The 23835-nt window shown below is 73.1% G+C and carries 25 protein-coding genes and 3 tRNA genes; 8 read left to right on the top strand and 20 right to left on the bottom strand.

The annotated features are described in order from the left end of the window. Positions 1 to 129 precede the first annotated feature (129 nt). From ACZ514_RS31335 to ACZ514_RS31315, 5 genes are all read right to left on the bottom strand, one after another. Entirely contained in the window at positions 130 to 558 is a 429-nt protein-coding gene (locus tag ACZ514_RS31335; protein ID WP_468172730.1) for a MaoC family dehydratase, read from the bottom strand. Between the two features lies 1 nt (position 559). Beyond that, on the bottom strand, positions 560 to 1012 hold the full coding sequence (locus tag ACZ514_RS31330; protein WP_467889199.1) for an FAS1-like dehydratase domain-containing protein: 453 nt from the start codon (positions 1010 to 1012) through the stop codon (positions 560 to 562). A 202-nt stretch (positions 1013 to 1214) separates the two neighbouring features. Continuing rightward, on the bottom strand, positions 1215 to 1379 hold the full coding sequence (gene rpmG / locus ACZ514_RS31325) for a 50S ribosomal protein L33 (protein ID WP_007265873.1): 165 nt from the start codon (positions 1377 to 1379) through the stop codon (positions 1215 to 1217). A gap of 88 nt (positions 1380 to 1467) precedes the next feature. Continuing rightward, positions 1468 to 1540: transfer RNA gene (locus ACZ514_RS31320), tRNA-Met, on the bottom strand. A 48-nt stretch (positions 1541 to 1588) separates the two neighbouring features. Further along, a tRNA-Thr gene (locus tag ACZ514_RS31315) sits at positions 1589 to 1661 on the bottom strand. Positions 1662 to 2012: 351 nt separating this feature from the next. Here ACZ514_RS31315 and ACZ514_RS31310 point away from each other — a divergent pair. Both ACZ514_RS31310 and ACZ514_RS31305 read left to right on the top strand, forming a co-directional pair. After that, positions 2013 to 3278 carry an amidohydrolase family protein gene (locus tag ACZ514_RS31310; protein ID WP_469126246.1) on the top strand — a complete coding sequence of 422 codons (1266 nt, stop codon included), beginning with the start codon at positions 2013 to 2015 and terminating at the stop codon, positions 3276 to 3278. A gap of 54 nt (positions 3279 to 3332) precedes the next feature. Beyond that, entirely contained in the window at positions 3333 to 3989 is a 657-nt protein-coding gene (locus ACZ514_RS31305) for an SDR family oxidoreductase (RefSeq protein WP_468172724.1), read from the top strand. Between the two features lie 40 nt (positions 3990 to 4029). On the opposite strand, the gene ACZ514_RS31300 is transcribed toward ACZ514_RS31305, so the two are convergent. Further along, positions 4030 to 4338 carry a DUF3574 domain-containing protein gene (locus ACZ514_RS31300; protein ID WP_469126248.1) on the bottom strand — a complete coding sequence of 103 codons (309 nt, stop codon included), beginning with the start codon at positions 4336 to 4338 and terminating at the stop codon, positions 4030 to 4032. Between the two features lie 237 nt (positions 4339 to 4575). Between ACZ514_RS31300 and ACZ514_RS31295 the strand changes: the two genes are divergently transcribed. Next, entirely contained in the window at positions 4576 to 5085 is a 510-nt protein-coding gene (locus tag ACZ514_RS31295) for a hypothetical protein (RefSeq protein ID WP_469126247.1), read from the top strand. Between the two features lie 111 nt (positions 5086 to 5196). Here the strand turns inward: ACZ514_RS31295 and ACZ514_RS31290 are convergent. Further along, positions 5197 to 5278 (bottom strand) — tRNA-Tyr (locus ACZ514_RS31290). Positions 5279 to 5482: 204 nt separating this feature from the next. On the opposite strand from ACZ514_RS31290, the gene ACZ514_RS31285 reads away from it, so the two are divergent. Next, positions 5483 to 5971 (top strand): YajQ family cyclic di-GMP-binding protein, encoded by a 489-nt coding sequence (locus tag ACZ514_RS31285; protein WP_030030284.1) that lies wholly within the window; start codon positions 5483 to 5485, stop codon positions 5969 to 5971. Between the two features lie 206 nt (positions 5972 to 6177). Further along, a complete protein-coding gene (locus ACZ514_RS31280) occupies positions 6178 to 7413 on the top strand; it encodes an APC family permease (protein WP_469126245.1) in 1236 nt (411 codons plus the stop codon). Positions 7414 to 7611: 198 nt separating this feature from the next. Here the strand turns inward: ACZ514_RS31280 and ACZ514_RS31275 are convergent, their stop codons facing one another. The 13 genes from ACZ514_RS31275 to ACZ514_RS31215 all read right to left on the bottom strand — a co-directional run bounded on the left by ACZ514_RS31275 (position 7612) and on the right by ACZ514_RS31215 (position 20008). Continuing rightward, positions 7612 to 8700 (bottom strand): barstar family protein, encoded by a 1089-nt coding sequence (locus ACZ514_RS31275; protein ID WP_468172718.1) that lies wholly within the window; start codon positions 8698 to 8700, stop codon positions 7612 to 7614. Then, on the bottom strand, positions 8697 to 9089 hold the full coding sequence (locus ACZ514_RS31270) for a YccF domain-containing protein (protein WP_468172715.1): 393 nt from the start codon (positions 9087 to 9089) through the stop codon (positions 8697 to 8699). The genes ACZ514_RS31275 and ACZ514_RS31270 overlap by 4 nt, the downstream gene beginning before the upstream one ends. Beyond that, the gene (gene htpX, locus ACZ514_RS31265) at positions 9086 to 9949 is read right to left on the bottom strand and encodes a zinc metalloprotease HtpX (protein ID WP_468699886.1); all 864 of its coding nucleotides are present in this window, start codon (positions 9947 to 9949) and stop codon (positions 9086 to 9088) included. Before htpX ends, ACZ514_RS31270 begins: the two co-directional genes overlap by 4 nt. A gap of 219 nt (positions 9950 to 10168) precedes the next feature. Next, positions 10169 to 11722 carry an NADH-quinone oxidoreductase subunit N gene (locus tag ACZ514_RS31260; protein WP_469126244.1) on the bottom strand — a complete coding sequence of 518 codons (1554 nt, stop codon included), beginning with the start codon at positions 11720 to 11722 and terminating at the stop codon, positions 10169 to 10171. After that, a complete protein-coding gene (locus ACZ514_RS31255; protein WP_468172791.1) occupies positions 11719 to 13272 on the bottom strand; it encodes a complex I subunit 4 family protein in 1554 nt (517 codons plus the stop codon). Before ACZ514_RS31255 ends, ACZ514_RS31260 begins: the two co-directional genes overlap by 4 nt. 38 nt (positions 13273 to 13310) lie before the next feature. Continuing rightward, entirely contained in the window at positions 13311 to 15314 is a 2004-nt protein-coding gene (locus ACZ514_RS31250) for an NADH-quinone oxidoreductase subunit 5 family protein (protein ID WP_468699884.1), read from the bottom strand. Further along, complete coding sequence (nuoK, locus tag ACZ514_RS31245) at positions 15311 to 15679, bottom strand: NADH-quinone oxidoreductase subunit NuoK (RefSeq protein ID WP_468172703.1); 369 nt, start codon at positions 15677 to 15679, stop codon at positions 15311 to 15313. The genes ACZ514_RS31250 and nuoK overlap by 4 nt, the downstream gene beginning before the upstream one ends. After that, complete coding sequence (locus ACZ514_RS31240; RefSeq protein WP_468172700.1) at positions 15679 to 16308, bottom strand: NADH-quinone oxidoreductase subunit J family protein; 630 nt, start codon at positions 16306 to 16308, stop codon at positions 15679 to 15681. The genes nuoK and ACZ514_RS31240 overlap by 1 nt, the downstream gene beginning before the upstream one ends. Next, positions 16308 to 16916, bottom strand: coding sequence for a NuoI/complex I 23 kDa subunit family protein (locus ACZ514_RS31235; RefSeq protein WP_468172697.1), 609 nt, complete (start codon positions 16914 to 16916; stop codon positions 16308 to 16310). The genes ACZ514_RS31240 and ACZ514_RS31235 overlap by 1 nt, the downstream gene beginning before the upstream one ends. After that, positions 16916 to 17884: a complex I subunit 1/NuoH family protein gene (locus ACZ514_RS31230; protein WP_468172694.1), complete on the bottom strand. Its 969-nt coding sequence runs from the start codon at positions 17882 to 17884 to the stop codon at positions 16916 to 16918. Before ACZ514_RS31230 ends, ACZ514_RS31235 begins: the two co-directional genes overlap by 1 nt. Further along, positions 17881 to 19014, bottom strand: coding sequence for an NADH-quinone oxidoreductase subunit C (locus tag ACZ514_RS31225; protein ID WP_469126243.1), 1134 nt, complete (start codon positions 19012 to 19014; stop codon positions 17881 to 17883). The genes ACZ514_RS31230 and ACZ514_RS31225 overlap by 4 nt, the downstream gene beginning before the upstream one ends. Beyond that, a complete protein-coding gene (locus ACZ514_RS31220; protein ID WP_388934953.1) occupies positions 19011 to 19610 on the bottom strand; it encodes an NADH-quinone oxidoreductase subunit B in 600 nt (199 codons plus the stop codon). Before ACZ514_RS31220 ends, ACZ514_RS31225 begins: the two co-directional genes overlap by 4 nt. Beyond that, positions 19601 to 20008, bottom strand: a complete 408-nt coding sequence (locus tag ACZ514_RS31215; protein WP_468172688.1) for an NADH-quinone oxidoreductase subunit A — start codon at positions 20006 to 20008, stop codon at positions 19601 to 19603. Before ACZ514_RS31215 ends, ACZ514_RS31220 begins: the two co-directional genes overlap by 10 nt. 156 nt (positions 20009 to 20164) lie before the next feature. On the opposite strand from ACZ514_RS31215, the gene ACZ514_RS31210 reads away from it, so the two are divergent. The 3 genes from ACZ514_RS31210 (at position 20165) to ACZ514_RS31200 (ending at position 23736) form a co-directional block, all read left to right on the top strand. After that, positions 20165 to 21325: a sensor histidine kinase gene (locus ACZ514_RS31210; RefSeq protein ID WP_468172685.1), complete on the top strand. Its 1161-nt coding sequence runs from the start codon at positions 20165 to 20167 to the stop codon at positions 21323 to 21325. Between the two features lie 224 nt (positions 21326 to 21549). Next, positions 21550 to 22851, top strand: coding sequence for a sensor histidine kinase (locus tag ACZ514_RS31205; RefSeq protein WP_469126242.1), 1302 nt, complete (start codon positions 21550 to 21552; stop codon positions 22849 to 22851). Between the two features lie 225 nt (positions 22852 to 23076). Next, positions 23077 to 23736, top strand: coding sequence for a response regulator transcription factor (locus tag ACZ514_RS31200; RefSeq protein ID WP_285342768.1), 660 nt, complete (start codon positions 23077 to 23079; stop codon positions 23734 to 23736). Positions 23737 to 23835: the final 99 nt, after the last annotated feature.

The raw sequence follows: 23835 nt of genomic DNA, 5'->3' as shown, positions 1-23835 counted from the left end.
CGCCCTTGAGGGACCGGCCCGACACGGAAGGACGATGGGACTGACGGGAAACCCCCAAACCAGCCCTGATACCGCCCCGCCAGGACCCCGCCCCCGAAACCCCGCCCACCTCCGCAGCCCCCGCCCCCCTCAGGCCAGCTTGACCACCGCGCGGGACATGCCCAGGACCTTCTGGCCCGCGCTCATGGCGGTCAGGTCGACCCGGACGCGGTTGTCCTCCAGCTTCGCGGCGACCTTCGCGGTGACCTCGATCAGCGCGCCCTGGTCGTCATTCGCGACCACGACCGGCTTGGTGAAGCGGACGCCGTACTCGACGACCGCGCCCGGGTCGCCCACCCAGTCGGTGACGACGCGGATCGCCTCGGCCATGGTGAACATGCCGTGCGCGATCACGTCCGGCAGCCCGACCTCCTTGGCGAACTTCTCGTTCCAGTGGATCGGGTTGAAGTCACCCGAGGCACCGGCGTAGCGGACCAGGGTGGCGCGCGTCACGGGGAAGGACGCCGCCGGGAGCTCGGTGCCGACCTCGACGTCGGCGTAGTGGATCTGCGCGGCCATCTCAGGCCTCCTCGGGGGCGCGGGACACGAGCTTGGTCCACGCGGTCACGACGTGCTCGCCGGACTCGTCGTGGACTTCGCCGCGGATGTCGATGATGTCGTTGCCGGCGAGCGACTTCACGGCCTCGATGGTGGAGGTCACGGTGAGCCGGTCACCCGCCCGCACGGGGCGTACGTACGCGAACTTCTGGTCGCCGTGCACGACGCGGCTGTAGTCGAGCCCCAGCTGGGGGTCCTCGATGACCTTGCCCGCCGCCGCGAAGGTGATGGCGAACACGAAGGTCGGCGGGGCGATCACGTCCTGGTGACCGAACGCCTTGGCGGCTTCGGGATCGGTGTAGACGGGATTCTCGTCACCCACCGCTACCGCGAATTCGCGGATCTTCTCCCGGCCGACCTCGTACGGATCGGTGGGCGGGTAGGTCCGCCCTACGAAGGTCTGATCGAGGGCCATGGCTCACTGCCTCCTGTTGCAGGGACACGTTGACGGGGCGTTGGAAGGGCACGTGTGAAGGCGACACGTATCGGGCACGCCGGCCGCCCCCGGTCCGGCGTACGCGCACCTGATCAAGACCGGGTGCGGAAACGACACAAGGCCGCCCCCCATTGAAGGGGACGACCTCATGACGGTGCCTATATTGAGACTTCGCCAGTGACTAGCGGGTCTCGCGGTGCGCGGTGTGCGAGTTGCAGCGCGGGCAGTGCTTCTTCATCTCCATGCGGTCCGGGTTGTTACGCCGGTTCTTCTTGGTGATGTAGTTCCGCTCCTTGCACTCCACGCAGGCCAGCGTGATCTTCGGGCGGACGTCGGTGGCAGCCACGTGAGTGCTCCTTGACGGACTATGGGACGGATGAACGCATAAAAGAGTAGCCGATCGGGAGACCGACCCCGCAATCGGCTACTGGGTGTAGCGGCGACCGGACTTGAACCGGTGACACAGCGATTATGAGCCGCTTGCTCTACCGACTGAGCTACGCCGCTTTGATGAGATCCGTTCCCCACCCGAGGGTGGGGAACCTCTCTCACCAGAGCCCCAATGCGGAATCGAACCGCAGACCTTCTCCTTACCATGGAGACGCTCTACCGACTGAGCTATTGGGGCGAGCGATGAAGACATTACACGGTTGCCCGCCGTTCGCCCAAATCCTTTGGGGGGACTGGGCTCGGAGACCTCCGCCCCCGCCATTCCACGCGGCTCCCGGACCCCTCCCGGCCCGCTTTCCGGCCCGTTTGTGCCCGGAGTCACATTCCGGAGCCCCTCGCCCGTCGCCCTTCCGCCCCCGCCGGGGCCTGGACGGGGCCACCCGGGCAGGGGGGCACCACACCGGTACGACTATTGCGCTCCTCCGCGAACCCGGGAGCCCCGCGCCCTAGGCTCTGACCACGCTGCGTGATCTTGGGCCGCCGGCTGCGGCCACGGCACAGGAACCGCCCGAGCCACCGCAGGAGCGCGATGTCCGACAGCCAGCCGCAGCAGCCCTCCCCCAGCCCGCGCCACCCCGTCGGCGGCCCCGTCCCCGAGGCCACGGGGCTGCTGCTCACCGGGGCCCGGCTGACCGACGGCCGTACCGTCGACGTCCGGCTCAGCGGCGGCCGCATCCAGGCCGTCGGCACGTCGGGCAGCCTGCCCGCCCCCGCCCTGGCCCGGGTCGACCTGCGCGGGTACCTGCTCCTGCCCGCCCCCGCCGAACCGCACGCGCACGGGGACACCGCGCTGACCGCCGACGGCGAGGGCCCGGTGTCGTACAGCCCGGACGAGGTGCAGCGCCGCGCCACCGAGGCGGCACTGCTCCAGCTCGGCCACGGGGCGACCGCCGTGCGCTCCCACGTGCGGATCGGCGACGTGCACGGGCTGGGCCCCATGGAAGCGGTGCTCCAGGCCCGCCGCTCGCTGCGCGGGCTCGCCGACCTGACGGCCGTCGCCGTTCCCCGGCTGCTGACGGGGGTGGCCGGTGCGGACGGGCTCGCCATGCTGCGCGACGCCGTCAAGATGGGGGCCTCGGTGATCGGCGGCTGCCCCGACCTCGACCCCGACCCGACGGGCTTCCTGGAGGCGGTCCTGGAACTGGCCGCGGAGCACGGCTGCCCGGTGGACCTGCACACCGACGGTGACGACCCGGGCCGGCTGGCCCGGCTGGCGGCCATGGCCGGGGGGCTGCGGCCCGGAGTGACCATCGGCCCCTGCGGCGGGCTGTCCCGGCTCCCCCTGGACTCGGCCACCCGCGCCGCCGACGGGCTCGCCGCAGCCGGCGTACGCGTGACCTGCCTGCCCCAGGGCGACTGCGCGGCCCTGGAGCGCCGCGGGCTGCGCATCGCTCCCGTCCGCCTCCTGCGCTCGGCCGGGGTCCGCGTCGCGGCCGGCAGCGGGGCCCTGCGGGACGCCGGGAACCCGGTGGGCCGGGGCGACCCGCTCGAAGCCGCGTACCTGCTGGCCTCCCAGGGCGGACTGCGCGCGGGCGAGGCCTACGAGGCGGTCAGCGCCGCCGCCCGGGAGGCCATGGGGCTGCCGGAGGTGCGGGTGGAGGCGGGCTTCCCGGCGGAGCTGCTCGCCGTGCGCGGGGACCGGATCGCCGGCGTGCTGTCGCTGGCGTACAGCCGCATCGTGATCCACCGGGGGCGGGTGGTAGCCCGTACGAGTGCGGTGCGGGAGTACTGCGACTCGGCGGTCGCGGTGGCCCTGGATCTGCCCCGGCAGGGCCGTACGGAACCGGGGCCCTGACCGTTTGCCGGGTGTTCGCGGGCGGGCGCGCCCGGCTCGTCGTACGGTCGGGTCATGCGCATCGTCATCGCGGGTGGACACGGTCGGATCGCGCTGCGGCTGGAGCGTCTGCTCGCCGCGCGCGGGTACGAGGTCGCGGGCATCGTCCGTGATCCGGAGCAGGGGAACGACCTGCGGGAGGCCGGTGCGGAACCGGTGCTGTGCGACCTGGAGTCGGCGTCGGTCGAGCACGTGGCGGGGATCCTCCAGGGCGCGGACGTGGCGGTGTTCGCCGCGGGGGCCGGGCCCGGCAGCGGTGCGGCGCGCAAGGACACCGTGGACCGCGGCGCGGCGGTACTGTTCGCCGACGCCGCCGAACGGGCCCGCGTACGCCGCTTCCTGATGGTCTCCACGATGGGCGCGGACCCGCGTCACGAGGGTGACGAGGTCTTCGACGTGTACCTGCGGGCGAAGGGCGACGCCGACGCCCACGTACAGACCCGGCTGGGGCTGGAGTGGACGGTGCTGCGCCCGGGGCGGCTGACGGACGACGCCGGTACGGGGCTGGTCCGGCTGGAGGCCCACACCGGAGGGGGCACGGTCCCCCGTGACGACGTGGCGGCGGTGCTCGCGGAGCTGGTGGAGACTCCGGCGACGGCGGGGCTGACGCTGGAGCTGGTCTCGGGCTCGGCACCGGTCCCGGTGGCGGTGAAGGACGTGGCGGGCAACTGAGGCGGCGCCGGGCGGGCGGCCGGGGCGCGCCGACCGCCCGTCAGAAGCCGGACTGGACCTCGGCGTCGGAGCGCCTGACGGAGCGCTGGCGGAAGCGCGTCTCGTACTGCTGCCGGATCCGTTCGACGCGGGCGCCCCGCTCGTCCGCCTCCTTCCGGGGGTAGAGCAGCACGACCTCGTAGGAGGTCTCGCGGACGATGGCGCCGTCGTCGCCGCGCCACTGGCCGTGCCCGTCCCGGAGGGTCAGCCCTTCGGGGAAGGCGGGGGTGACCTCGCGGTCCAGGAACCGGGTGAACTCCGCCTCGCCGACGGGTTCCCCTCCGTCGGGGCGCTGGGTGCCGAAGTACAGCCGGGTCTCCCGGTAGGGCTCTCCCGTGTGGCTGTGCAGGGCGGCGCCGACGAGGGCGGGGATGCCGGCGCCGAGCAGGGCGAGCAGGACGCCGCCCCGGGCCTTGCCGCGTCCGTCCGAAGTCCATGTCATGCCCCGGGGAACGAACGGCCGCCCGCTTCGGTGCGTGACGGGGGGCCGATAGGGTCATCCCGGAAATGGGCCGCAGGGGGCGGCCGCAAGGGTTCCGGGGTGGTCATGGGCGAAGGCGAGGGCGAGTGGCGCGTCAGCGCGGCGGAGGGCGGCCGGCTCTCGGCCCGGTGGTGGCGGTGGGCCGTGTCCGCGCCGGACGCGCAGAGCCCGGTGGGGGACACGACGGGTGCGTACGCCGGGTGGCGTCAGCCGCGGGACCTGTGGTTCCTCGCGGGGACCTACGGGGGCCGGGTGGTGCGCCGGTGCGGTGTCCCGTCGGCCCGGCCGCTCTTCTTCCCGGTGCTGAGCACCCGGCGGGCGGCGGTGCCGTTCCTGACGAAGCCGTTGCGCCTGGAGGCGGCCCGGGCCTCGGCGGCCCTGAACGGCTCTCCCCTGAGGCCGCGCGAGTTCTCCTCGAAGCCCTTCCCCCTGAGGGGCGTACCGCAGGTCGCCTGGGGGCTGTGGTGCGCCCTTGAGCCGCTGCCGCCGGGCCAGTTCGTCCTGGAGATCGAGGCGGCGGCGACGAACGGCTTCTGGATCGACACGACCTACCACCTGACGGTGACGGAGCCCTGATGCCCTGGCGTCCGAGGCGCGGGGCGGCGCGGCGCGGGGCGCGGCGGCCCGGGGTATGCGAAGAAACCCCCGTCACTGCGTTTCCGCAGATGAACGGGGGTTCCACTCGCGTGGCGGCGCCAGGATTCGAACCTGGGTAGGCTAAGCCGACGGATTTACAGTCCGCTCCCATTGGCCACTCGGGCACACCGCCATGGGATGTCGCTCGGGTTCCTCCGCCTTGCGGCGTCGTTCCCTGGCAACGACGTAAACGATACCTGATGCTCGGGGGTGGTTCGCCACCGGATTGATCAGCGCCCCACGTGGGCGTGGTGGCTAGGCTTTGCGGAGCGGTCCGGGGATGTCCGGCCGCGGCCCTCCGGGGCACACCGCAGCCGATTTCAAGGAGCCACAGCACATGGCCGACTCCAGTTTCGACATCGTCTCGAAGGTCGAGCGGCAGGAGGTCGACAACGCCCTCAACCAGGCCGCCAAGGAACTCTCGCAGCGCTACGACTTCAAGGGCACCGGCGCCACCATCGCCTGGTCCGGCGAGAAGATCCTCATGGAGGCGAACTCCGAGGAGCGCGTCAAGGCGGTCCTGGACGTGTTCGAGACCAAGCTGGTCAAGCGCGGTATCTCGCTGAAGGCGCTGGACGCCGGCGAGCCGCAGCTGTCCGGCAAGGAGTACAAGATCTTCGCGACGATCGAGGAGGGCATCTCCCAGGAGAACGCCAAGAAGGTCGCGAAGATCATCCGTGACGAGGGCCCCAAGGGCGTCAAGGCCCAGGTCCAGGGCGACGAGCTGCGCGTCAGCTCCAAGAGCCGTGACGACCTCCAGGCCGTCCAGGCCCTCCTCAAGGGCAAGGACCTGGACTTCGCGATCCAGTTCGTGAACTACCGCTGAACCACCGCTGAGGCGCGGGCGCGCCTCTGAGGCGGACCCGTGGGGCACAACGGGGGCGGATCGCCGGGCAGGCCGGCGGCCGCCCGCGTTGTGCCCTTCGTCATGGGCGGGGGGCGAGGGGGCGGCGCGCGAGCGCGTCCCGCGGCCTGGTTCCGGGTAGCGCCGGCGGACCCGGTCCCGTCACCGCGCCCCGTTAACCTCCGCCCGTGGACAACGAACTGAAGCGCAGCCTCGGGGTGTCCGACGCCGTCGTCGTCGGACTGGGCGCCATGGTCGGCGCCGGGATCTTCGCCGCCCTCGGGCCGGCGGCACGCGCGGCGGGCGGGGGTCTCCTCGCCGCCCTCGCGGTGGCGGCCCTGGTGGCGTACTGCAACGCCCGCTCCTCGGCGCTGCTGGCCGCCCGGTATCCGGCCTCCGGCGGGACGTACGTCTACGGCCGCGAGCGGCTCGGGGCCTTCTGGGGGTACCTGGCCGGCTGGGCCTTCGTCGTGGGCAAGACGGCCTCCTGTACGGCGATGGCGCTGACGGTGGGGGCGTACGTGTGGCCCGGGCGGCAGCACGCCGTGGCCGTGGCGGCGGTGGTGGCGCTGACCGCGGCGGGCTACGGCGGGGTGCAGAAGTCCGCCCGGATCGCGCGGCTGATCGTGGCGGTGGTGCTGGCGGTGCTGGCCGGGGTCGTCGTGGTGTGCCTGACCTCCGGCGCGGCGGACTCCGGCGCCCTGGCGGGCGGGGACTGGGGTGCCGCCGGGCTGTTGCAGGGCGCGGGCCTGCTGTTCTTCGCCTTCGCGGGCTACGCCCGGATCACCACCCTGGGCGAGGAGGTGCGTGATCCGCGGCGCACGATCCCGCGCGCGGTGCCGCTCGCGCTGGGGATCGCCCTGCTCGTGTACGCCGCCGTGGTGACGGCGGCCCTGTCGGTGCTCGGCAGTGACGGTCTGGCTGCGTCGGCGGCCCCGCTGGCCGACGCGGTGGGCGCGGCCGGCCGGCCCGGACTGTCCCCCGTCGTCCGGGCGGGCGCGGCGCTGGCCGCGCTGGGCTCCCTGCTGGCCCTCGTGCTCGGGGTGTCGCGCACGGCCCTGGCGATGGCCCGGGACGGCCATCTGCCGCGCGCGCTGGCGGCCGTACATCCCCGGCACCGGGTGCCGCACCGCGCGGAGCTGGCGGTGGGTGCGGTCGTGGCGGTGCTCGCGGCGACCGCCGATCTGCGGGGCGCGATCGGTTTCTCCTCCTTCGGAGTACTGGTCTACTACGCGATCGCGAACGCCTCTGCGTGGACTCTCGGTTCAGGTGTCAAGGACCGGGCCGTGGCGGCGGTCGGGCTGTCCGGCTGTGTGGTGCTGGCCTGCACGCTGCCGCTCGCGTCGGCGGTTTCGGGCGCGGCGGTGCTGGCGGTGGGCGTGCTGGTCTACGGAGTACGCGGCCGGTTCAGGTCCGGGGTATGAGCGCGGGCGGCGGGCCGCCTCCTCTCACGGGCCCGGCCCGGACCGTCCCCGCCGGGGTCCGGGGTGCGCTCCGGGGGCTTCCGGTCTCGGGCGCGGCGGTGCCCGCGCGGCCGGCGGCTTGCTTCAGCAATTGCTCGGTCTCGTTCATGTGTTCAGAGTGCCGCATCCCTCTGACAGCCGCCCGGGCCTGTGGACGACTCAGGCCAGGACGACCTCGACGCCCTCCTCCCGCAGGAAGCCGAGGAGTTCGTGGAAGGTGGCGGGGCGTCCCGTCAGGGGCTGTGGGCCCAGGCAGCGGCGGGCCACCTCGTGGTCGTGCCACACCAGGGTGAGGGGCCGGGTGGCTCCGAAGCCGCCGCCCAGGGCGTCCGCGACGCCGTTCGGGCAGCGTCCGAAGTAGCCGCCCGGTCCGTTGACCGCCTCGCCGAGGGCACAGAAGAAGCCCTCCGCGTCGGTGACGTGCCTCCCGTCGAGGTGGTGGGTGCTCCCGGCCGGCCGGTCCGGGCCGCCGCGGTGCTCCAGCGCCGGGTCCAGCCAGCGTGCCCGCCCCTCGCCGCCGAACCGCGCCCACAGGTTGGGGACGGCCGGGCGGCCTCCGCTCCACAGGGGCCAGATCTCGGCGACCACGGGCGGCAGGGGCTCCATGTGCACGGTCAGGTCGTAGCGGCCCGGTGCCCGCGACGACGGCCGGCAGTCGACGACGTGCGGGTTCCCCGCCGGGGCGAGGACCTCTCCGCGGGCGTTCAGGGCGTCCAGGCGCCGGTAGCCGAGCGGCCGTTCGTCCCTGCCTTCCAGGACCTCGCGCAGCGGCCCGTGCAGGGTGCAGCCGAGGAGCCGTACGGAGTGCGGCGGCGGTTCCTCGACGGGCAGCACCTCGACGAGCTCACGGAAGTGGCCCAGGACCCGGTCCTGGTGGTCGGACAGGCTGAACCCCACGGCCAGGGGCGCCCCGGCGGGGCGGGGCGGCTGGTCCTCGGAGCGGACGGCCTCGACGGTGACGTGCGTCCGCGACGCGCCGCCGGGCCGGGTGGTGAGGACGCGGGCGTCCTCCAGGTACCACTCCCGGCCGGGGGCGCCGCCGCGCTCCTGGAGGGGGGTCAGTACGAGGAATCCCAGCGCGGCCGGGAGTTCCGTACGCGCGGTGAACCCGCGCAGCTCGTAGCGCCGCCGTACGGGGGCGGGCGGGTCGGCGAAGAGGTTCTCCGCCTCCTCGCACAGCGCCCACAGCTGCTCCTCGTACCGGTCCTCGTTCTCGCCCCGCAGGGCGAAGCGCGTTCCCGCCGTCACCGGGCGGCGAACGGGGCGTCCGTGGGGACGATTTCGCGGCCCAGGGGGAGCAGGGAGAGCGGGACCATCTTGAAGTTGGCGATGCCGAACGGGATGCCGATGATCGTGACGCAGAGCGCGATGCCGGTGACGACGTGGCCGATGGCCAGCCACCAGCCGGCCAGGACCAGCCACAGGACGTTGCCGACGCAGGACGGCGCGCCCGCGTCGCGGCGTTCGACCGTGGTGTAGCCGAAGGGCCAGAGGGCGTAGACGGCGATGCGGAAGGCGGCGATCCCGAAGGGGATGCCGATGACGGTGACGCAGAGGATCAGGCCCGCCACGCAGTATCCGGCGAAGAGCCAGATCCCGCTGAGGACGAGCCAGATGACGTTCAGGATGGTTTTCACCGGCTGTGGCCTGCCATCTGCTCGAGCCGGGCGATGCGCTCGGCCATCGGAGGGTGTGTCGAGAACATCCTGGAGAGCCCCTGACCGGGCCGGAAGGGGTTGGCGATCATCATGTGGCTCGCCGTCTCCAGGCGGGGCTCGGGGGGCAGCGGGAGCCGCTTGGTGCCGGCGTCGAGCTTGCGCAGGGCGCTGGCCAGGGCGAGCGGGTCCCCGGTGAGCTGGGCTCCCGAGGCGTCGGCCTCGTACTCGCGCGAGCGGCTGATGGCCAGCTGGATCACGGAGGCGGCCAGGGGGCCGAGGATCATGACGAGCAGCATGCCGAAGAGGCCCGGGCCCTCGTCGTCGTTGGACCGGCCCATCGGGATCAGCCAGGCGAAGTTCACCAGGAACATGATCACGGAGGCGAGGGCTCCGGCGACCGAGGAGATCAGGATGTCGCGGTTGTAGACGTGGCTCAGCTCGTGCCCGATCACCCCGCGCAGCTCGCGCTCGTCGAGTATGCGCAGGATGCCCTCGGTGCAGCAGACCGCGGCGTTGCGCGGGTTGCGGCCGGTCGCGAAGGCGTTGGGGGCCTCGGTCGGGGAGATGTAGAGGCGGGGCATGGGCTGGCGCGCGGACGTGGAGAGCTCGCGCACCATGCGGTAGAGCGCGGGGGCCTCGAACTCGCTGACGGGCCGGGCGCGCATCGCGCGTAGAGCCAGCTTGTCGCTGTTCCAGTAGGCGTAGGCGTTGGTCCCCAGGGCGACGAGGACGGCGACGATCAGGCCGCCCCGTCCGAAGAGGCTTCCGATGACGATGATGAGCGCGGACAGCCCGCCGAGGAGTGCGGCGGTCTTCAGCCCGTTGTGTCGGCGGTGCACGGTACGCCCTCCAAGTGGTGCGGCAGGGGAGCCCGTCGTGGATCTGCGGGACTTCGGTCCAGTGGACCCTCCCTTCCTGGTCAACGCGAGGTGGCGGCGTGTGGTTCCCGGGGCACGACGGGGCCGCCGCCCCGGCGGCGCGGGCCGGGGGGCGGCGGCGGACGGCGGCGGGCGTTGCTCCGTGCGGGTGAACGCGTACGTCAGGGCCCGGCCGGCGGCCTACAGCGGGAAGAGGGTGCCGGAGGCGAAGCGCAGGACGAGCTGCGGGGCCCCCGAGAGGACCAGGGCGGTCGCGGCGGTGAGGGCGATGGCGGCCGTGACGGGCCGGGGGGCCTTCGCAGGGGCGGGGGGTGCGCCCTCGGCGGGCTCGGCGGTGCGGAACAGGAGCGCGGTCCAGCGCAGGTAGTAGTACAGGGCGACGACGACGTTGACGGCCATGACCACGGCCAGCCAGCCCAGGCCGGCGTCCACGGCCGACCGGAAGACGGCGACCTTGGCGAAGAGGCCGATGATGCCCGGCGGCAGGCCGGCCAGGCAGAGCAGGAAGAAGGCCAGCGAGAGGGCGGCTGCGGGCCGCTCGGCGTACAGGCCCCGGTAGTCGCTGATCCGGTGCAGCGGCTTCGTACGGGCCACCAGGGCGGCCACGGCGAAGGCGCCGAGGTTCACGGCCGCGTACATCAGCGCGTAGGCGACGGTGGAGCCGATCTGGTCGCGGTCGGTGTACGCGGCCGCGGCGATCGGGACCAGCAGGTAGCCGGCCTGGCCGACGGAGGACCAGGCGAGGAGGCGTACGGCGCTGTGGGCGCGGTCGGCGGACTGGCGCAGGGCGGCGGCGTTGCCGAGGGTCATGGTGAGCGCGGCGAGCACGGCCAGCGCCGGGCCCCAGACGTCGGAGTACGCGGGGAAGGCGATCACCGTGACGAGGACGAGGCCGGTGAGGCCGACGGCCTTGCCGATCACCGAGAGGTACGCCGCGACGGGCAGCGGGGCGCCGACGTAGGTGTCGGGGACCCAGAAGTGGAAGGGGACGGCGGCGGTCTTGAAGGCGAAGCCGACGAGGGTGAGCGCGACGCCCGCCATGGCGAGGGTGTCGAGCTGCCCGGGCACCTCTTCGAGCCGGCCCGCGACCTGCGACAGGTGCAGGGAGCCGGTCGTGGCGTAGACGAAGCTGACGCCCATCAGGGACACGGCGGTGGCGGTGACCGAGGACAGGAAGAACTTGAGGGCGGCCTCGGAGGAGAGCCGGTCGCCGCGGCGCATGCCGACGAGGGCGAACGCGGGCAGCGAGGCCACCTCGAGGGCGACGATCAGGGTGGCGAGGTCGCGGGAGGCGGGCAGCAGGGCGGCCCCGGCGGCGGACGACAGCAGCAGGAACCAGTACTCGCCGGCCGGGGTGCGGGCCTCGCGGACGGCGGTGACCGACATCAGCGCGGTGACGAGGGCTCCGGCCAGCACCAGGAACTGCACGACGAGCGTGAAGCGGTCGGCGGTGTAGCTGCACGCGGCCGGGTCGGTGGTGAGGCAGAAGGTGGTGCGGTCACCGGCGCGCAGCGGGAGCAGGACGGCGGTCGCGGCGGCCAGGCCGGCCACGGAGATCCAGCCGAGGACCGGCTTGCGGGACTCCGGCACGAAGAGGTCGGCGACCAGGACGAGCAGGGCGACGGCGGCGGCGATGACCACGGGTGAGATCGCGAGCCAGTCGACGGACTGGACGAGGCTGGGGGTGTCGGCGGCGAGGACCGTCGTGGCCGTCATGGCCGTCGTGGCCGTCATGCGTTGCCTCCTGCGAGGAGCTTCTGTACGGCCGGGTCGGTGAGGCCGAGGAGGAGGGCCGGCCACAGGCCGGCGAGGACGGTGAGGGCGACGAGCGGGGTCCAGGCCGCGAACTCGTGGCGCTGTACGTCGGCGAGGGCGGTCCCGGGGGCGGTCTTCGGGTCGCCCATGCAGACGCGCCGTACGACGATCAGCAGGTAGGCGGCGGTGAGCAGGGTGCCGAACGCGCCGACGGCCGTGTAGGTGAGGAAGGCCGGACGGGAGAGGCCTTCGGCCGGGTCGAAGGCGCCGAAGAGGGCCAGCATCTCGCCCCAGAAGCCGGCGAGGCCGGGCAGGCCGAGGGAGGCGACGGCGGCGAAGGCGAGGAGCGCGCCGAGGCGGGGGGCGCGGCCGTAGAGGGCGGCGCCGGTGGCTCCGGCGAGGGTGTCGAGGTCGCTGCTGCCGTAGCGGTCCTTGAGGGCGCCGACGAGGAAGAAGAGGAGGCCGGTGATCAGGCCGTGGGCGATGTTGGCGAAGAGCGCGCCGTTGACTCCGGTGGGGGTCATGGTCGCGATGCCGAGGAGGACGAAGCCCATGTGGCCGACGGAGGAGTACGCGATGAGGCGCTTGAGGTCGCCCTTGCCGTTCTTGCGGGTCAGCGCGAGGCAGGCGAGGGATCCGTAGACGATGCCGACGGCGGCGAAGGCGCCGAGGTAGGGCGCGAAGGTGTGCATCCCGTCGGGGGTGACGGGCAGCAGGATGCGGACGAACCCGTAGGTGCCCATCTTCAGCATGACGCCGGCGAGCAGTACGGAGCCGACGGTGGGCGCGGCGGTGTGGGCGTCGGGCAGCCAGGAGTGCAGCGGCCACATCGGGGTCTTCACCGCGAGGCCGGAGCCGATGGCGAGTACGGCCAGGAGCTGGGTGGTGCGGCTCAGTCCGCGCCCGTTGTCAGAGGCGAGTGCCACCATGTCGAAAGTGCCGCTGTCCAGGCCGATCAGCAGCAGCCCGAGCAGCATGACCACGGAGCCGAGGAGGGTGTAGAGGATGAACTTCCAGGCGGCGGCCTGCCGCTGAGCACCGCCCCAGCGGGCGATGAGGAAGTACATCGGGATGAGGACCATCTCGAAGGCGAGGAAGAAGAGCATCAGGTCGAGTACGGCGAAGGTCGCGAGGGTGCCGGACTCGAGTACCAGGAGCAGTGCGACGAAGGCCTTCGGGGAGGGCCCTTCGGGGAGCTTGAAGTAGCTGTACACCGCGCAGAGGAAGAACAGCAGCGCGGTCATCAGGAGGAGGGGGAGCGAGATGCCGTCGATGCCGAGGTGGATCCGGATGTTCAGCGCCTGGATCCAGCTGATGTCCGTCGTCGCCTGGAAGCGGGACGGGTCGTCGTGGTCGAAGCCCAGGGTGAGGGCGACGGCCGCGGCGAGGACGACTCCGGTGACGGTGACGCCGTGGCGGAGCACGGCCTGTCCGGGGCTCTTGCCCTTGAGTCCGGGCGGGGCCGGCAGGAGGGCCGCGACCGCGCCGAGGAGCGGTGCGGCCACGAGGAACGCCAGAAGGAACTGCATCACGGACGGGCTGATATCGATCACGGCTGACTCTCGGCTCACGATCCGGCGTTGACGTTGGCGAGGACGGCGGTGGCGATGGCCAGGACCACGGCGCCGGCGAGCAGGGCGCTCAGGTAGCTCTGTACGTTGCCGGTCTGGGCCCGGCGTACGAGGCTGCCGAGCAGCCGGGGGCCGGTGCCCGCGCCGCGGACGTACGTGTCGACGACCTCCCGGTCCAGGAAGCGGACCAGGCCCGCGGCGGCCCGGGTGGGGCGGACGAAGAGCCGGTCGTAGACGGCGTCGAGGTGGAAGCCGTCGGCGGCGTGGCGGTGCAGCGGGCCGAGGAGGGCCCGGCCGGGGTCGGCGGCGGGGGCGGCCGGGACGGCGGGGTGCTCGTGGGCCACCTCGGCCACCTCGGGGGTCTCGGCGGCGGATTCGGCGGCGGCGACGGAGGCGGGAACGGCGGCTCCGTCGCGGAGCCCGGCGGCGGCGCGGGCGCCGGCGCGCTGCCAGAGGCCGTAGGTGAGCACCACGCCGATGAGGGCGGCGCCCGTACCGAGGACCGAGGTGGTGACGGACGGGGTGAGTTCCCCGCCGTCGAACCAGTCGGCGAGGGGTCCTGCGGCGAGGCCGAAGGCGACCGAGGGGACGGCCAGCAGCCACAGCACGCCGGTCATGGCGACGGGTTCCCTGCCGTGGTCGGGGGCGGCCGCGCCACGGCCGCGGAAGGCCATCAGCCACAGCCGGGTGGCGTAGGCGGCGGTGAGCAGGGCGGTCAGCAGGCCCGCGACGAGGACGGTCCAGCCGGCCGCGCCGGGAGCGAGGTCGGAGTGCCCGCCGGCGGTGTGTTCGGCGGCGACGAGGACGGCTTCCTTGGAGAAAAAGCCGGCGAAGGGCGGGATGGCGGCGAGCGCGAGCAGCGCGACCGTCATCGTCCAGAAGGCGTCGGGGATGCGCTTGGCCAGGCCGTCCATACGGGACATGGCGGCCAGGGAGTTCGTTCCGGCGGCGTGGATGATGACGCCCGCGCCGAGGAAGAGGAGCGCCTTGAAGGCGCCGTGAGACAGGAGGTGGAAGACGGCGGCGCCGCGGTCGCCGACGGCCAGGGCGCCGGTCATGTAGCCGAGCTGGCCGACGGTGGAGTAGGCGAGTACGCGCTTGATGTCGTCCTGGGCGAGGGCGGCGAGGGCGGAGCCGACCATGGTGACGGCGGCCATGACGGCCATGACCACCAGTGCGGCCCGGGAGGCCGCGAAGACCGGCAGGAGGCGGGCGATGAAGTAGACGCCGGCGGCGACCATCGTCGCGGCGTGGATCAGCGCGGAGACCGGGGTGGGGCCGGCCATGGCATCGGGGAGCCAGGTGTGCAGCGGGAACTGCGCGGACTTGCCGGCGACGCCCGCGAGCAGGAGCAGCGCGATGAGCGTCGGGTGGTCGAGCCCGCCCGCGGCGACGGTGCCGAGGATCTTGGTGATCCGGAAGGAGCCGGCGTCGGCGGCGAGCGCGAACAGGCCGATGAGGAAGGGGACGTCGCCGAGCTTGGTGACGAGGAAGGCCTTGAGGGAGGCGGAGCGGGCCGCCTCGGTCTCCCAGTAGTGGCCGACGAGGAAGTACGAGCAGATGCCCATGATCTCCCAGCCGACCAGCAGCACCATCAGGTCACCGGAGTAGACGACGAGCAGCATGGCGGAGGTGAACAGGGAGACCAGCGCGGCGTAGGAGGGGTAGCGCGGGTCCTCGCGGAGGTACGCCGTCGAGTAGAGCTGTACGCAGGTGGCGACGACCCCGACGAGGGCGGCGACCAGGACGGCGAAGCCGTCCAGGTGGAGCGACAGCTCGATCGGCACGGAGCCGGTCGGGGTGAGTTCGGTCGCGGTGTCGATGGCCGGGCCGCCTCCGTGGCGGACGGCGACGAGGACGGCGAGGACGGCGGCGCCCAGTGCCGGCAGGACGGCGAGCGGCCTGACGAAGCCGGGTGCGGTGCGGCCCAGGAGCAGGCCGGCGACCGCGCCGAGGAAGGGGAGCAGGGGGACGAGGACCGCGAGGGTCGTGGTGCTCACGCGGCGACCTCCGGCCGGGCGGTGCGGGCAGCGGTGTCATCGGGTCGGCCGGGCCGGCGGCCCTCGGCGGTGTCGCGCAGCCGGTCGACGTCCGAGGTGCCCCGGTTGCGGTACACCATCAGCACGATGGCGAGTCCGATGCCGATCTCGGCGGCGGCGATGGCGATCGTGAAGAGGGTGAGGGCCTGGCCGGCGTGCAGGGTGTCGCGCAGCCAGACGTCGAAGGCCACCAGGTTGAGGTTGACGGCGTTGAGCATCAGCTCGACGGACATCAGGACGAGGATGGCGTTGCGGCGGGCGAGGACTCCGTAGAGGCCGGTGGCGAAGAGCAGGGCGGCGAGGACCGCGGGGTAGGCGAGGTGCATCAGCGCTGTTCCTCCTGTCCGCCCGCGCGGGCGGCGGCGTCGGCGGCATCGGCGGCGTCCTCGGCGGGCGTGGTGCGCCGGGAGAGCACGATGGCACCGATCAGGGCGGCGAGGAGGAGGACGGAGAGCGCCTCGAAGGGCAGCACCCAGTGCTGGAAGAGGATCTCCCCGGAGACCCGGGTGGAGCCCTGGGCGGGTCCGTCGAGGTTGATCCAGGTGGTGCGGAAGGCGTCGACGACCACCCAGACGAGCGCGGCCCCGGCGGTGCCGGCGACGCCGAGCGCGACCCGGCGGTTGCCGGAGTCGGCGTCCGGGGAGCGGCCGATGGGGGCCTTGGTGAGCATCAGCCCGAAGAGGAGGAGGACGACCACGGAGCCGAGGTAGATCAGGACCTGGACCCAGGCGATGAACTCGGCGGTCAGCAGCAGGTACTCGACGGCGATCCCGCCGAGCGCGACGACCAGCCAGAGGGCGGCGTGCACGAGCTGCTTGGTGGTGACCGTGATGACGGCCGCGCCGAGGGTGGCGAGGCCGACGAGGAGGAAGGCGATCTCGACGCCGGTCGGCGAGAGGAAGCCGGGGCCGGGGACGGGGGCGCCCGCGGCCGCGGCGAGGTGGGCGGGGTACATCAGGCGGTGCCTCCCGCAGGGGTGTCGGGGGTGCCGTCGGCCGGCGGGGCCGCCGCGGCCCGGTCAGCGGCGGCGGCGGCCGCGGCGGCGGCTTCGGCCTTCTCGACGGCCTTGCGGGCGGCGGCGATCTCCTTGGGCTCCTCCGCCGCCGGGTCCAGGGCGGGCGGGGCCGGCACGGTCCACATCCACTCGCGCAGCTTGTCGCGCTCGTGGGTGAGCTCGTGGATGTCGGTCTCCGCGTACTCGAACTCCGGCGACCAGAAGAGGGCGTCGAAGGGGCACACCTCGATGCAGATGCCGCAGTACATGCAGAGGGAGAAGTCGATGGCGAAGCGGTCGAGGACGTTGCGGCTGCGCTCGCGGCCGCCGGGGGCGGCGGCCGGCACCGTCTCCTTGTGGGAGTCGATGTAGATGCACCAGTCGGGGCACTCCCGGGCGCACAGCATGCAGACCGTGCAGTTCTCCTCGAACAGGCCGATGACCCCGCGGCTGCGGGGCGGGAGCTCGGGCTGCACGTCGGGGTACTGGGCGGTGTGCGCGCGCTTGGTCATCGTGCGCAGGGTGACGGCCAGGCCCTTGGCGAGGCCGGATCCGGGGATCGGGGGCATTACTGGATCGCCACCTTCACGATGCCGGTGAGCGCGATCTGGGCGAGCGCGAGGGGGATGAGTACGGTCCAGGCGAGCTTCTGGAGCTGGTCCTCGCGCAGGCGGGGGTAGCTCACCCGGAGCCAGATGACGACGAAGGCCAGGACGGCGGTCTTGAGCAGGGTCCAGAACCAGCCGAGGCCGTCACCGCCGAAGGGGCCGTGCCAGCCGCCGAGGAAGAGGACGGTGGTGAGGGCGCACAGGACGACGATGCCGGCGTACTCGGCGAGCAGGAACAGCGCGAAGCGCAGGCCGGTGTACTCCGTGTACGCGCCGAAGATGATCTCGGAGTCGGCGACGGGCATGTCGAACGGGGGCCGCTGGAGCTCGGCGAGGCCGGCGGTGAAGAAGACGACCGCGCCGACGATCTGCCAGGGCAGCCACCACCATGCGAAGGCGTCGACGATGCCGGGGAGGGACACGGTCCCGGCGGCCATGGCGACGGAGGCGGCGGCGAGCAGCATCGGCAGTTCGTACGCGAGCAGCTGGGCCGCGGTGCGCAGGCCGCCGAGCAGGGAGAACTTGTTGGCGGAGGCCCAGCCGCCCATGAGGCTGCCGAGTACGCCGACGCCCATGACGGCGAGCACGTAGAAGAGGCCGGCGTCGATGACCTGGCCGATCCCGCCGTTGCCCGGGCCGATGGGGACGGCGATCAGGACGAGGAGGTACGGCAGCAGCGCGACGGCGGGGGCGAGCTGGAAGATCCGCCGGTCGGCGTTGGCCGGGACGATGTCCTCCTTCTGCGCGAACTTCACGCCGTCGGCGACGAGCTGGGCCCAGCCGTGGAAGCCGCCGGCGTACATGGGGCCGAGGCGGCCCTGCATGTGCGCCATCACCTTGTGCTCGGTCTGCCCGATGACGAGCGGGAGCACCAGGAAGACGGCGAAGACGACGATCAGTCGCAGGGCGACGTCGAGGACGTCGTTCACGCGTCGCCTCCGTTGGTGTCGGGTTGGTTCTTGGTCTCGGGCCCGGGTTCCGGTTCGGGTCCGGGGTCCGGCCGGGGCGGGGTGGCGGCCGGGGGCTCCTCGAAGGCGGGCTTCGGGTTGTGCCAGGGCGCGTCCGAGCCGGGTTTCGCCGCCGGCGGGGTGGCCGGACGCGGGGCCTCCGGGGCGTCGGAGCCCCCGGACGCCGGGGCCGGGGCGGCCGGGGCGGTCTGGCTGGCGGAGCCGTCGGCCACCGAGCGGGTACGCCGCACCGGACGCGGGGCCTCCGGAGCGTCGGGCCCCCCGGACGCCGGGGCCGGGGCGGCCTGGGCGGTCTGGCTGGCGGAGCCGTCGGCCACCGAGCGGGTACGCCGCACCGGACGCGGGGCCTCCGGAGCGTCGGGCCCCCCGGACGCCGGGGCCGGGGCGGCCTGGGTGGCCGAGCCCTCCGCCACCGAGCGGGTGCGCCGCACCGGGGCGCCCTCGCGCGGCGTGCGCGCGGGGCCGGCTCCGGCGGCGCGCGGGGTGCGCGCGGGCCGGGCGGGGGCCGGCGGCAGCTGGCCCTTGAGGGGGCCCCAGTCGTTGGGGTCCGGCACGCCGGGCGGCAGCATCTGGCGGCGCTTGGGCGCGTCCGGGTCGTGGGACTCGCCGGGCTCCTTGGCCCCGGGCCACGCCTTGGCGACGCGCGCCGCCAGGACGAAGTCCTTGCGCAGCGGGTGCCCCTCGAAGTTCTCGGGGAGCAGCAGGTGGACGAGGTTCGGGTGGTCCGTGAAGGTGACCCCGAACATCTCGAAGGTCTCCCGCTCGTGCCACGCCGCGCCCGCGTACACCGCGACCGCCGAGGGCAGGGTGGGCGCCGCGTGCGGAACGGTCGTCCGCAGCAGCAGGCGGCGTACCCGGTGGTTCTCCAGGGAGACGACGTGCGCGCAGACGCGGAAGCCGGTACCGGGCTCGTCGACCGCGCTCAGCCAGTCGAAGTAGGTGCAGCCGAGCTTGTCGCGGGCGATCTCCAGCGAGGAGATCCAGGAGCCGACGGGGACGTCGACGGTGAGGAGTTCGTACGCGGACGAGGCGACGGCCTCGGCGCCGAAGACGGTACCGGCCGCTTCGGGGAGGGAGTCGTAGAGGTTCACGCGCCGGCTCCCGGTGCGGGCGGCGCCGTGACGAGGCCGCTGGTGAGCTGGGCGACGGAGGGCGCCGCCGCGTAACGGTCCGCGAGGGACTCGCGGGCGATCTTCTCCTGGAGCTTGAGGATGCCCTGGAGGAGGGCCTCGGGGCGCGGCGGGCAGCCCGGCACGTACACGTCGACGGGAATGATCTGGTCCACGCCCTTGGTGACGGAGTACGAGTCCCAGTAGGGACCGCCGCAGTTGGAGCAGGCGCCGAAGGAGATGACGTACTTCGGCTCGGGCATCTGCTCGTACAGGCGCCTGACGGCCGGGGCCATCTTGTCCGTCACCGTGCCCGAGACGATCATCAGGTCGGCCTGGCGGGGGCCGGGCGCGAACGGGATGACACCCAGGCGGATGAAGTCGTGCCGGGCCATCGACGCCGCGATGAACTCGATGGCGCAGCAGGCGAGGCCGAAGTTGAAGACCCACAGGCTGTAGCGGCGGCCCCAGTTCAGGACCACCTTCATGGGCTCCGGGGCGAGGCGGGAGAGCACTCCCAGCCTCTTCGGCTCCGGAAGCGGCTGGGGCTCCGGGGTGACGGCCGGTGTCACGTCCATTCGAGGACGCCCTTCTTGTACGCGTAGAGCAGGCCGACGGCCAGGAAGCCCAGGAAGACGAACATCTCGACCAGGGTCGTGGCGCCGTAACCGGCGGCGGCGAACACCGTCGCCCACGGGAAGAGGAAGATCGAGTCGACGGCGAAGATGACGTAGAGGAAGGCGTAGACGTAGTAGCGGACCTGGGTGTGCGCCCAGCCCTCCCCCACGGGGTCCACTCCGCATTCGTACGTCAGCAGCTTCTCGGGGGTCGGGACCACGGGCCGCAGCAGGCGGCCGGCGCCGAAGGCCACGGCGACGAAGAGCACGCCGAGGACCGCGAGCAGGCCGACGACCGAATAGCTCCGGAAGTAGTCCGCTGCGATCACGGTTGCTGTCGATACCGTTGGGTCGGGCACGTCCGTTCCTCGCTCCTCGGCCTCTGTCGACGATCGGGTTGATCTGGTACGGCAGGGAGTCTAGGGCCTGGGCCGCACGGGGTGGGGTTACCCCCCGTTCACTGGCGCATGGCTACCCCATGGCGCGCGCGGGGCGCAGTTGGCAGGCTGAGCGGCATGACCGCGAACGATCAAGCTTCCGCTCCCCCTCCCGTACGCCCCGCCTTCGACGCGGCCACGTGGAAGGAGATCGCCTACCTGCTGAGCAACCTGCCGGTGGCGTTGATCGGTTTTGTTTACACGGTTTTCATGGTGACGACCGCGGGCGGGCTGACCCTGACCGCGATCGGACTGCCGTTGCTCGCATGCGGTCTCCTCGGGTCGCGGCAGTTCGGAAAGCTCGAACGCGTCCGGGCGCGGGCGCTGCTGGGCGTACGGGTGGACGAGCCGACGCCGCTGCCGTGGCCGGCGCGGGCCGGCGGGTTCTTCGCCTGGCTGTGGGCCGGGATCAAGGATCCGGTGGCCTGGCGGACGGTGCTGTACGACCTGGTCCGGCTGCCGTGGGGAGTACTGACCTTCAGTATCGCGCTGACGGGGCTGTTCGTGCTGTGGCCGGTGCTGCCGTACCTGGTGCGCGGCCTGGCCAATGTGGACCGCGCGATGGTACGGGGCCTGCTGTCGCCCTCCGACGAGCTGGAGCGGCGCATCGCCGAGCTGGAATCGGGGCGCGGGGTGGTCGTGGACACCGCCGCCGCCGACCTGCGGCGCATCGAGCGCGACCTGCACGACGGGGCGCAGGCGCGGCTGGTGGCCCTCGCGATGGGGCTGGGTCTGGCGAAGGAGAAGCTGCTGGAGGACCCGGAGGGCGCGGCGGCGATGGTCGACGAGGCGCACGGCGAGGTGAAGCTGGCGCTCCAGGAGCTGCGGGACCTCGCGCGGGGCATCCACCCGGCGGTGCTCACGGACCGGGGGCTGGACGCGGCGCTGTCGTCGGTGGCCTCGCGGTGCCTGGTGCCGGTGAAGGTGATCGTGGACCTGCCGGCGCGCCCGGCGGAGGCCATCGAGGGCATCGCGTACTTCACGGTGTCCGAGCTCTTGCAGAACGTCAGCAAGCACGCGGCGGCGCGCGGCGCGAGCGTCGAGGTGTGGCGCGCGGGGGCACGGCTGCTGATCCGGGTCTCGGACGACGGGCGCGGCGGAGCCCGCGCCGGCGGCGGGAGCGGGCTGGCGGGGCTCGCCGAGCGGCTGCGGGCGGTGGACGGGGTGTTCACGGTGGACTCCCCCGAGGGGGCGGGGACGGTGGTGACGGCGGAGCTGCCGTGGCGGGACCGCCGGTAGTTCCTTCCCGGGGACCGGGCCGTGGGGGTGGGGGCGGGGTCGTCCCGCCTCGGGAGCCGGGGCGGGGTCATCCCCCCTCGGAGCCGGGGTGGGGTCATCCCCCCTCGGAGCCGGGGTGGGGTTATCCCCCCTCGGGAGACGCCGACCCGCCGCATGGTTCGGGCAGAGGGCCGGGCGGCAGGGTGGGGGAGGTCAAGGGACGAGTCGAAGGGCGGGTCGGGATCATGGGCAACGGCAAGGACGGCGGCCGGGCGGTACTGCGGGCTCCGGTGGCGGCGCAGACCTGGCGCGAGTTCGCGTACCTGGTCGTGGGCCTGCCGCTCAGCACCGTGTACTTCACGCTCGCCGTCACCGGAGTGGCCCTCGGGGCCGGGCTGCTCGTGACGTTCGTCGGGGTGCCGGTGCTGGCCGGGGTGCTGGCCGTGTGCCGGGGCTTCGGGCAGGTCGAGCGGGCCCGGGTGCGCGGCATGCTGCGCGTGCCGCTCGCCGATCCGGCGCCGGTCCTGGCGGGCGCCAGCGGCCCGCTGGCCGCGATGGGGGCGCTGCTCAGGAGCGGCAGCGCCTGGCGGCACGTGCTGTACTCGGTGATCCACCTGCCCTGGGCGGTGTTCGCCTTCACGACGGCGCTCGTGCTGTGGAGCACCGGCTGGAGCATGCTGCTGTACCCGCTGTGGTTCTGGGTCTTCCCCGCCTTCACCGACCAGCCGGGGCTCGCGGTCTTCCAGAACGAGACGTACGTCTTCTACCTCGACTCCCCCGTGGCCGTCGCCGCGACCGCCGCCGCCGGGCTGGTCCTCACGCTGGCCACCCCGTGGGTGGTGCGGGCCCTGACCACCGCCGACCGGGTGCTGGTCAGCGGGCTGCTCGGCCGGTCCCGTCTCGACGACCGGCTCAGCGAGCTGGAGTCCGACCGGGGGGCGGTCGTGGACACCGCCGCCGCCGACCTGCGGCGCATCGAGCGCGACCTGCACGACGGGGCGCAGGCGCGGCTGGTGGCCCTGGCCATGGACCTGGGTCTGGCCAAGGAGAAGCTGACCGAGGATCCGCAGGCGGCCGCGCGGATGGTGGACGAGGCGCACGGCGAGGTGAAGATCGCCCTCCAGGAGCTGCGGGACCTCGCGCGGGGCATCCACCCGGCGGTGCTCACGGACCGGGGGCTGGACGCGGCGCTGTCGTCGGTGGCCTCGCGGTGCGCGGTGCCGGTGCGGGTGGAGGTGGACCTGCCGTCCCGGCCGGCGGCGGCGATCGAGGGGATCGCGTACTTCACGGTGTCCGAGCTGCTGCAGAACGTCAGCAAGCACGCGGGGGCGCGGGGTGCGAGCGTCGAGGTGTGGAAGTCGGGGACGCGGCTGCTGATCCGGGTCGCCGATGACGGCCGTGGCGGAGCGGATGCCTCCGGCGGGAGCGGGCTGGCGGGGCTCGCCGAGCGGCTGGACGCGGTGGACGGGGTCTTCGTGGTGGATTCGCCCGTCGGGGAGGGGACGGTGGTCACGGCGGAGCTGCCGTGGCGCACTACGGCGGGCTGAGGCCGCGCGCCCCACCCGCCGGCGCGGCCGGGCCCGATCCGGCTGGACCCGCACGGCCCGTAGGCCCGCGCATGCCTCCCGCACACCCCCCACAGGTGACGCTTTCGGCCATGTCTTCCCCCGTTGGCCGGGATCCGCCCCCGGCCCGGGGTCCGGCTGGGATGCTTGGCCTTGCCAAGTGGGTGGACGAGTGGACGCGGGAGCTGCGAGAACGTGGACGACAGGGTGCGAGTGGTCATCGCCGAGGACTCAGTGCTGCTCCGTGAGGGCCTGACCCGGCTGCTGACCGACCGGGGGCATGACGTCGTGGCCGGCGTCGGGGACGCGGAAGCCCTGATCAAGACGGTGGCGGACCTGGCCGCCGAGGGCGCGCTGCCGGACGTGGTGGTGGCGGACGTGCGGATGCCGCCGACGCACACCGACGAGGGCGTGCGGGCCGCCGTACGGCTGCGCCGCGACCATCCCGGTATCGGGGTGCTCGTCCTGTCGCAGTACGTGGAGGAGCAGTACGCCACCGAACTGCTGGCCGGTTCCAGCACGGGCGTGGGCTACCTGCTCAAGGACCGCGTCGCCGAGGTGCGCGAGTTCCTCGACGCCGTGGTGCGCGTCGCCCGGGGCGGAACGGCCCTGGACCCCGAAGTGGTGGCCCAGCTGCTCGGCCGCAGCCGGAAGCAGGACGTGCTCGCCGGTCTGACCCCGCGCGAACGCGAGGTACTGGGCCTGATGGCTGAAGGACGCACGAATTCCGCTGTGGCCAAGCAGCTCGTGGTGAGCGACGGGGCCGTGGAGAAGCACGTCAGCAATATCTTCATGAAGCTGGGGCTGTCCCCGAGTGACGGGGACCACCGGCGTGTACTGGCGGTCCTCACCTACCTGAGGTCTTGATTGACTGACAATCTGTCAGGTAGGGCGCGCCGTTCGTTCCGGAGCGCCACGGCGACCGCCGGTTGATTTGGAATGTTTCGAGTTGTGCACGACGTCTGT

It is taken from the genome of Streptomyces sp. NPDC034086 (assembly GCF_055575515.1).
Note: the sequence above shows the minus strand (reverse complement) of the source record. Positions and strands in the feature narration are given on the sequence as shown.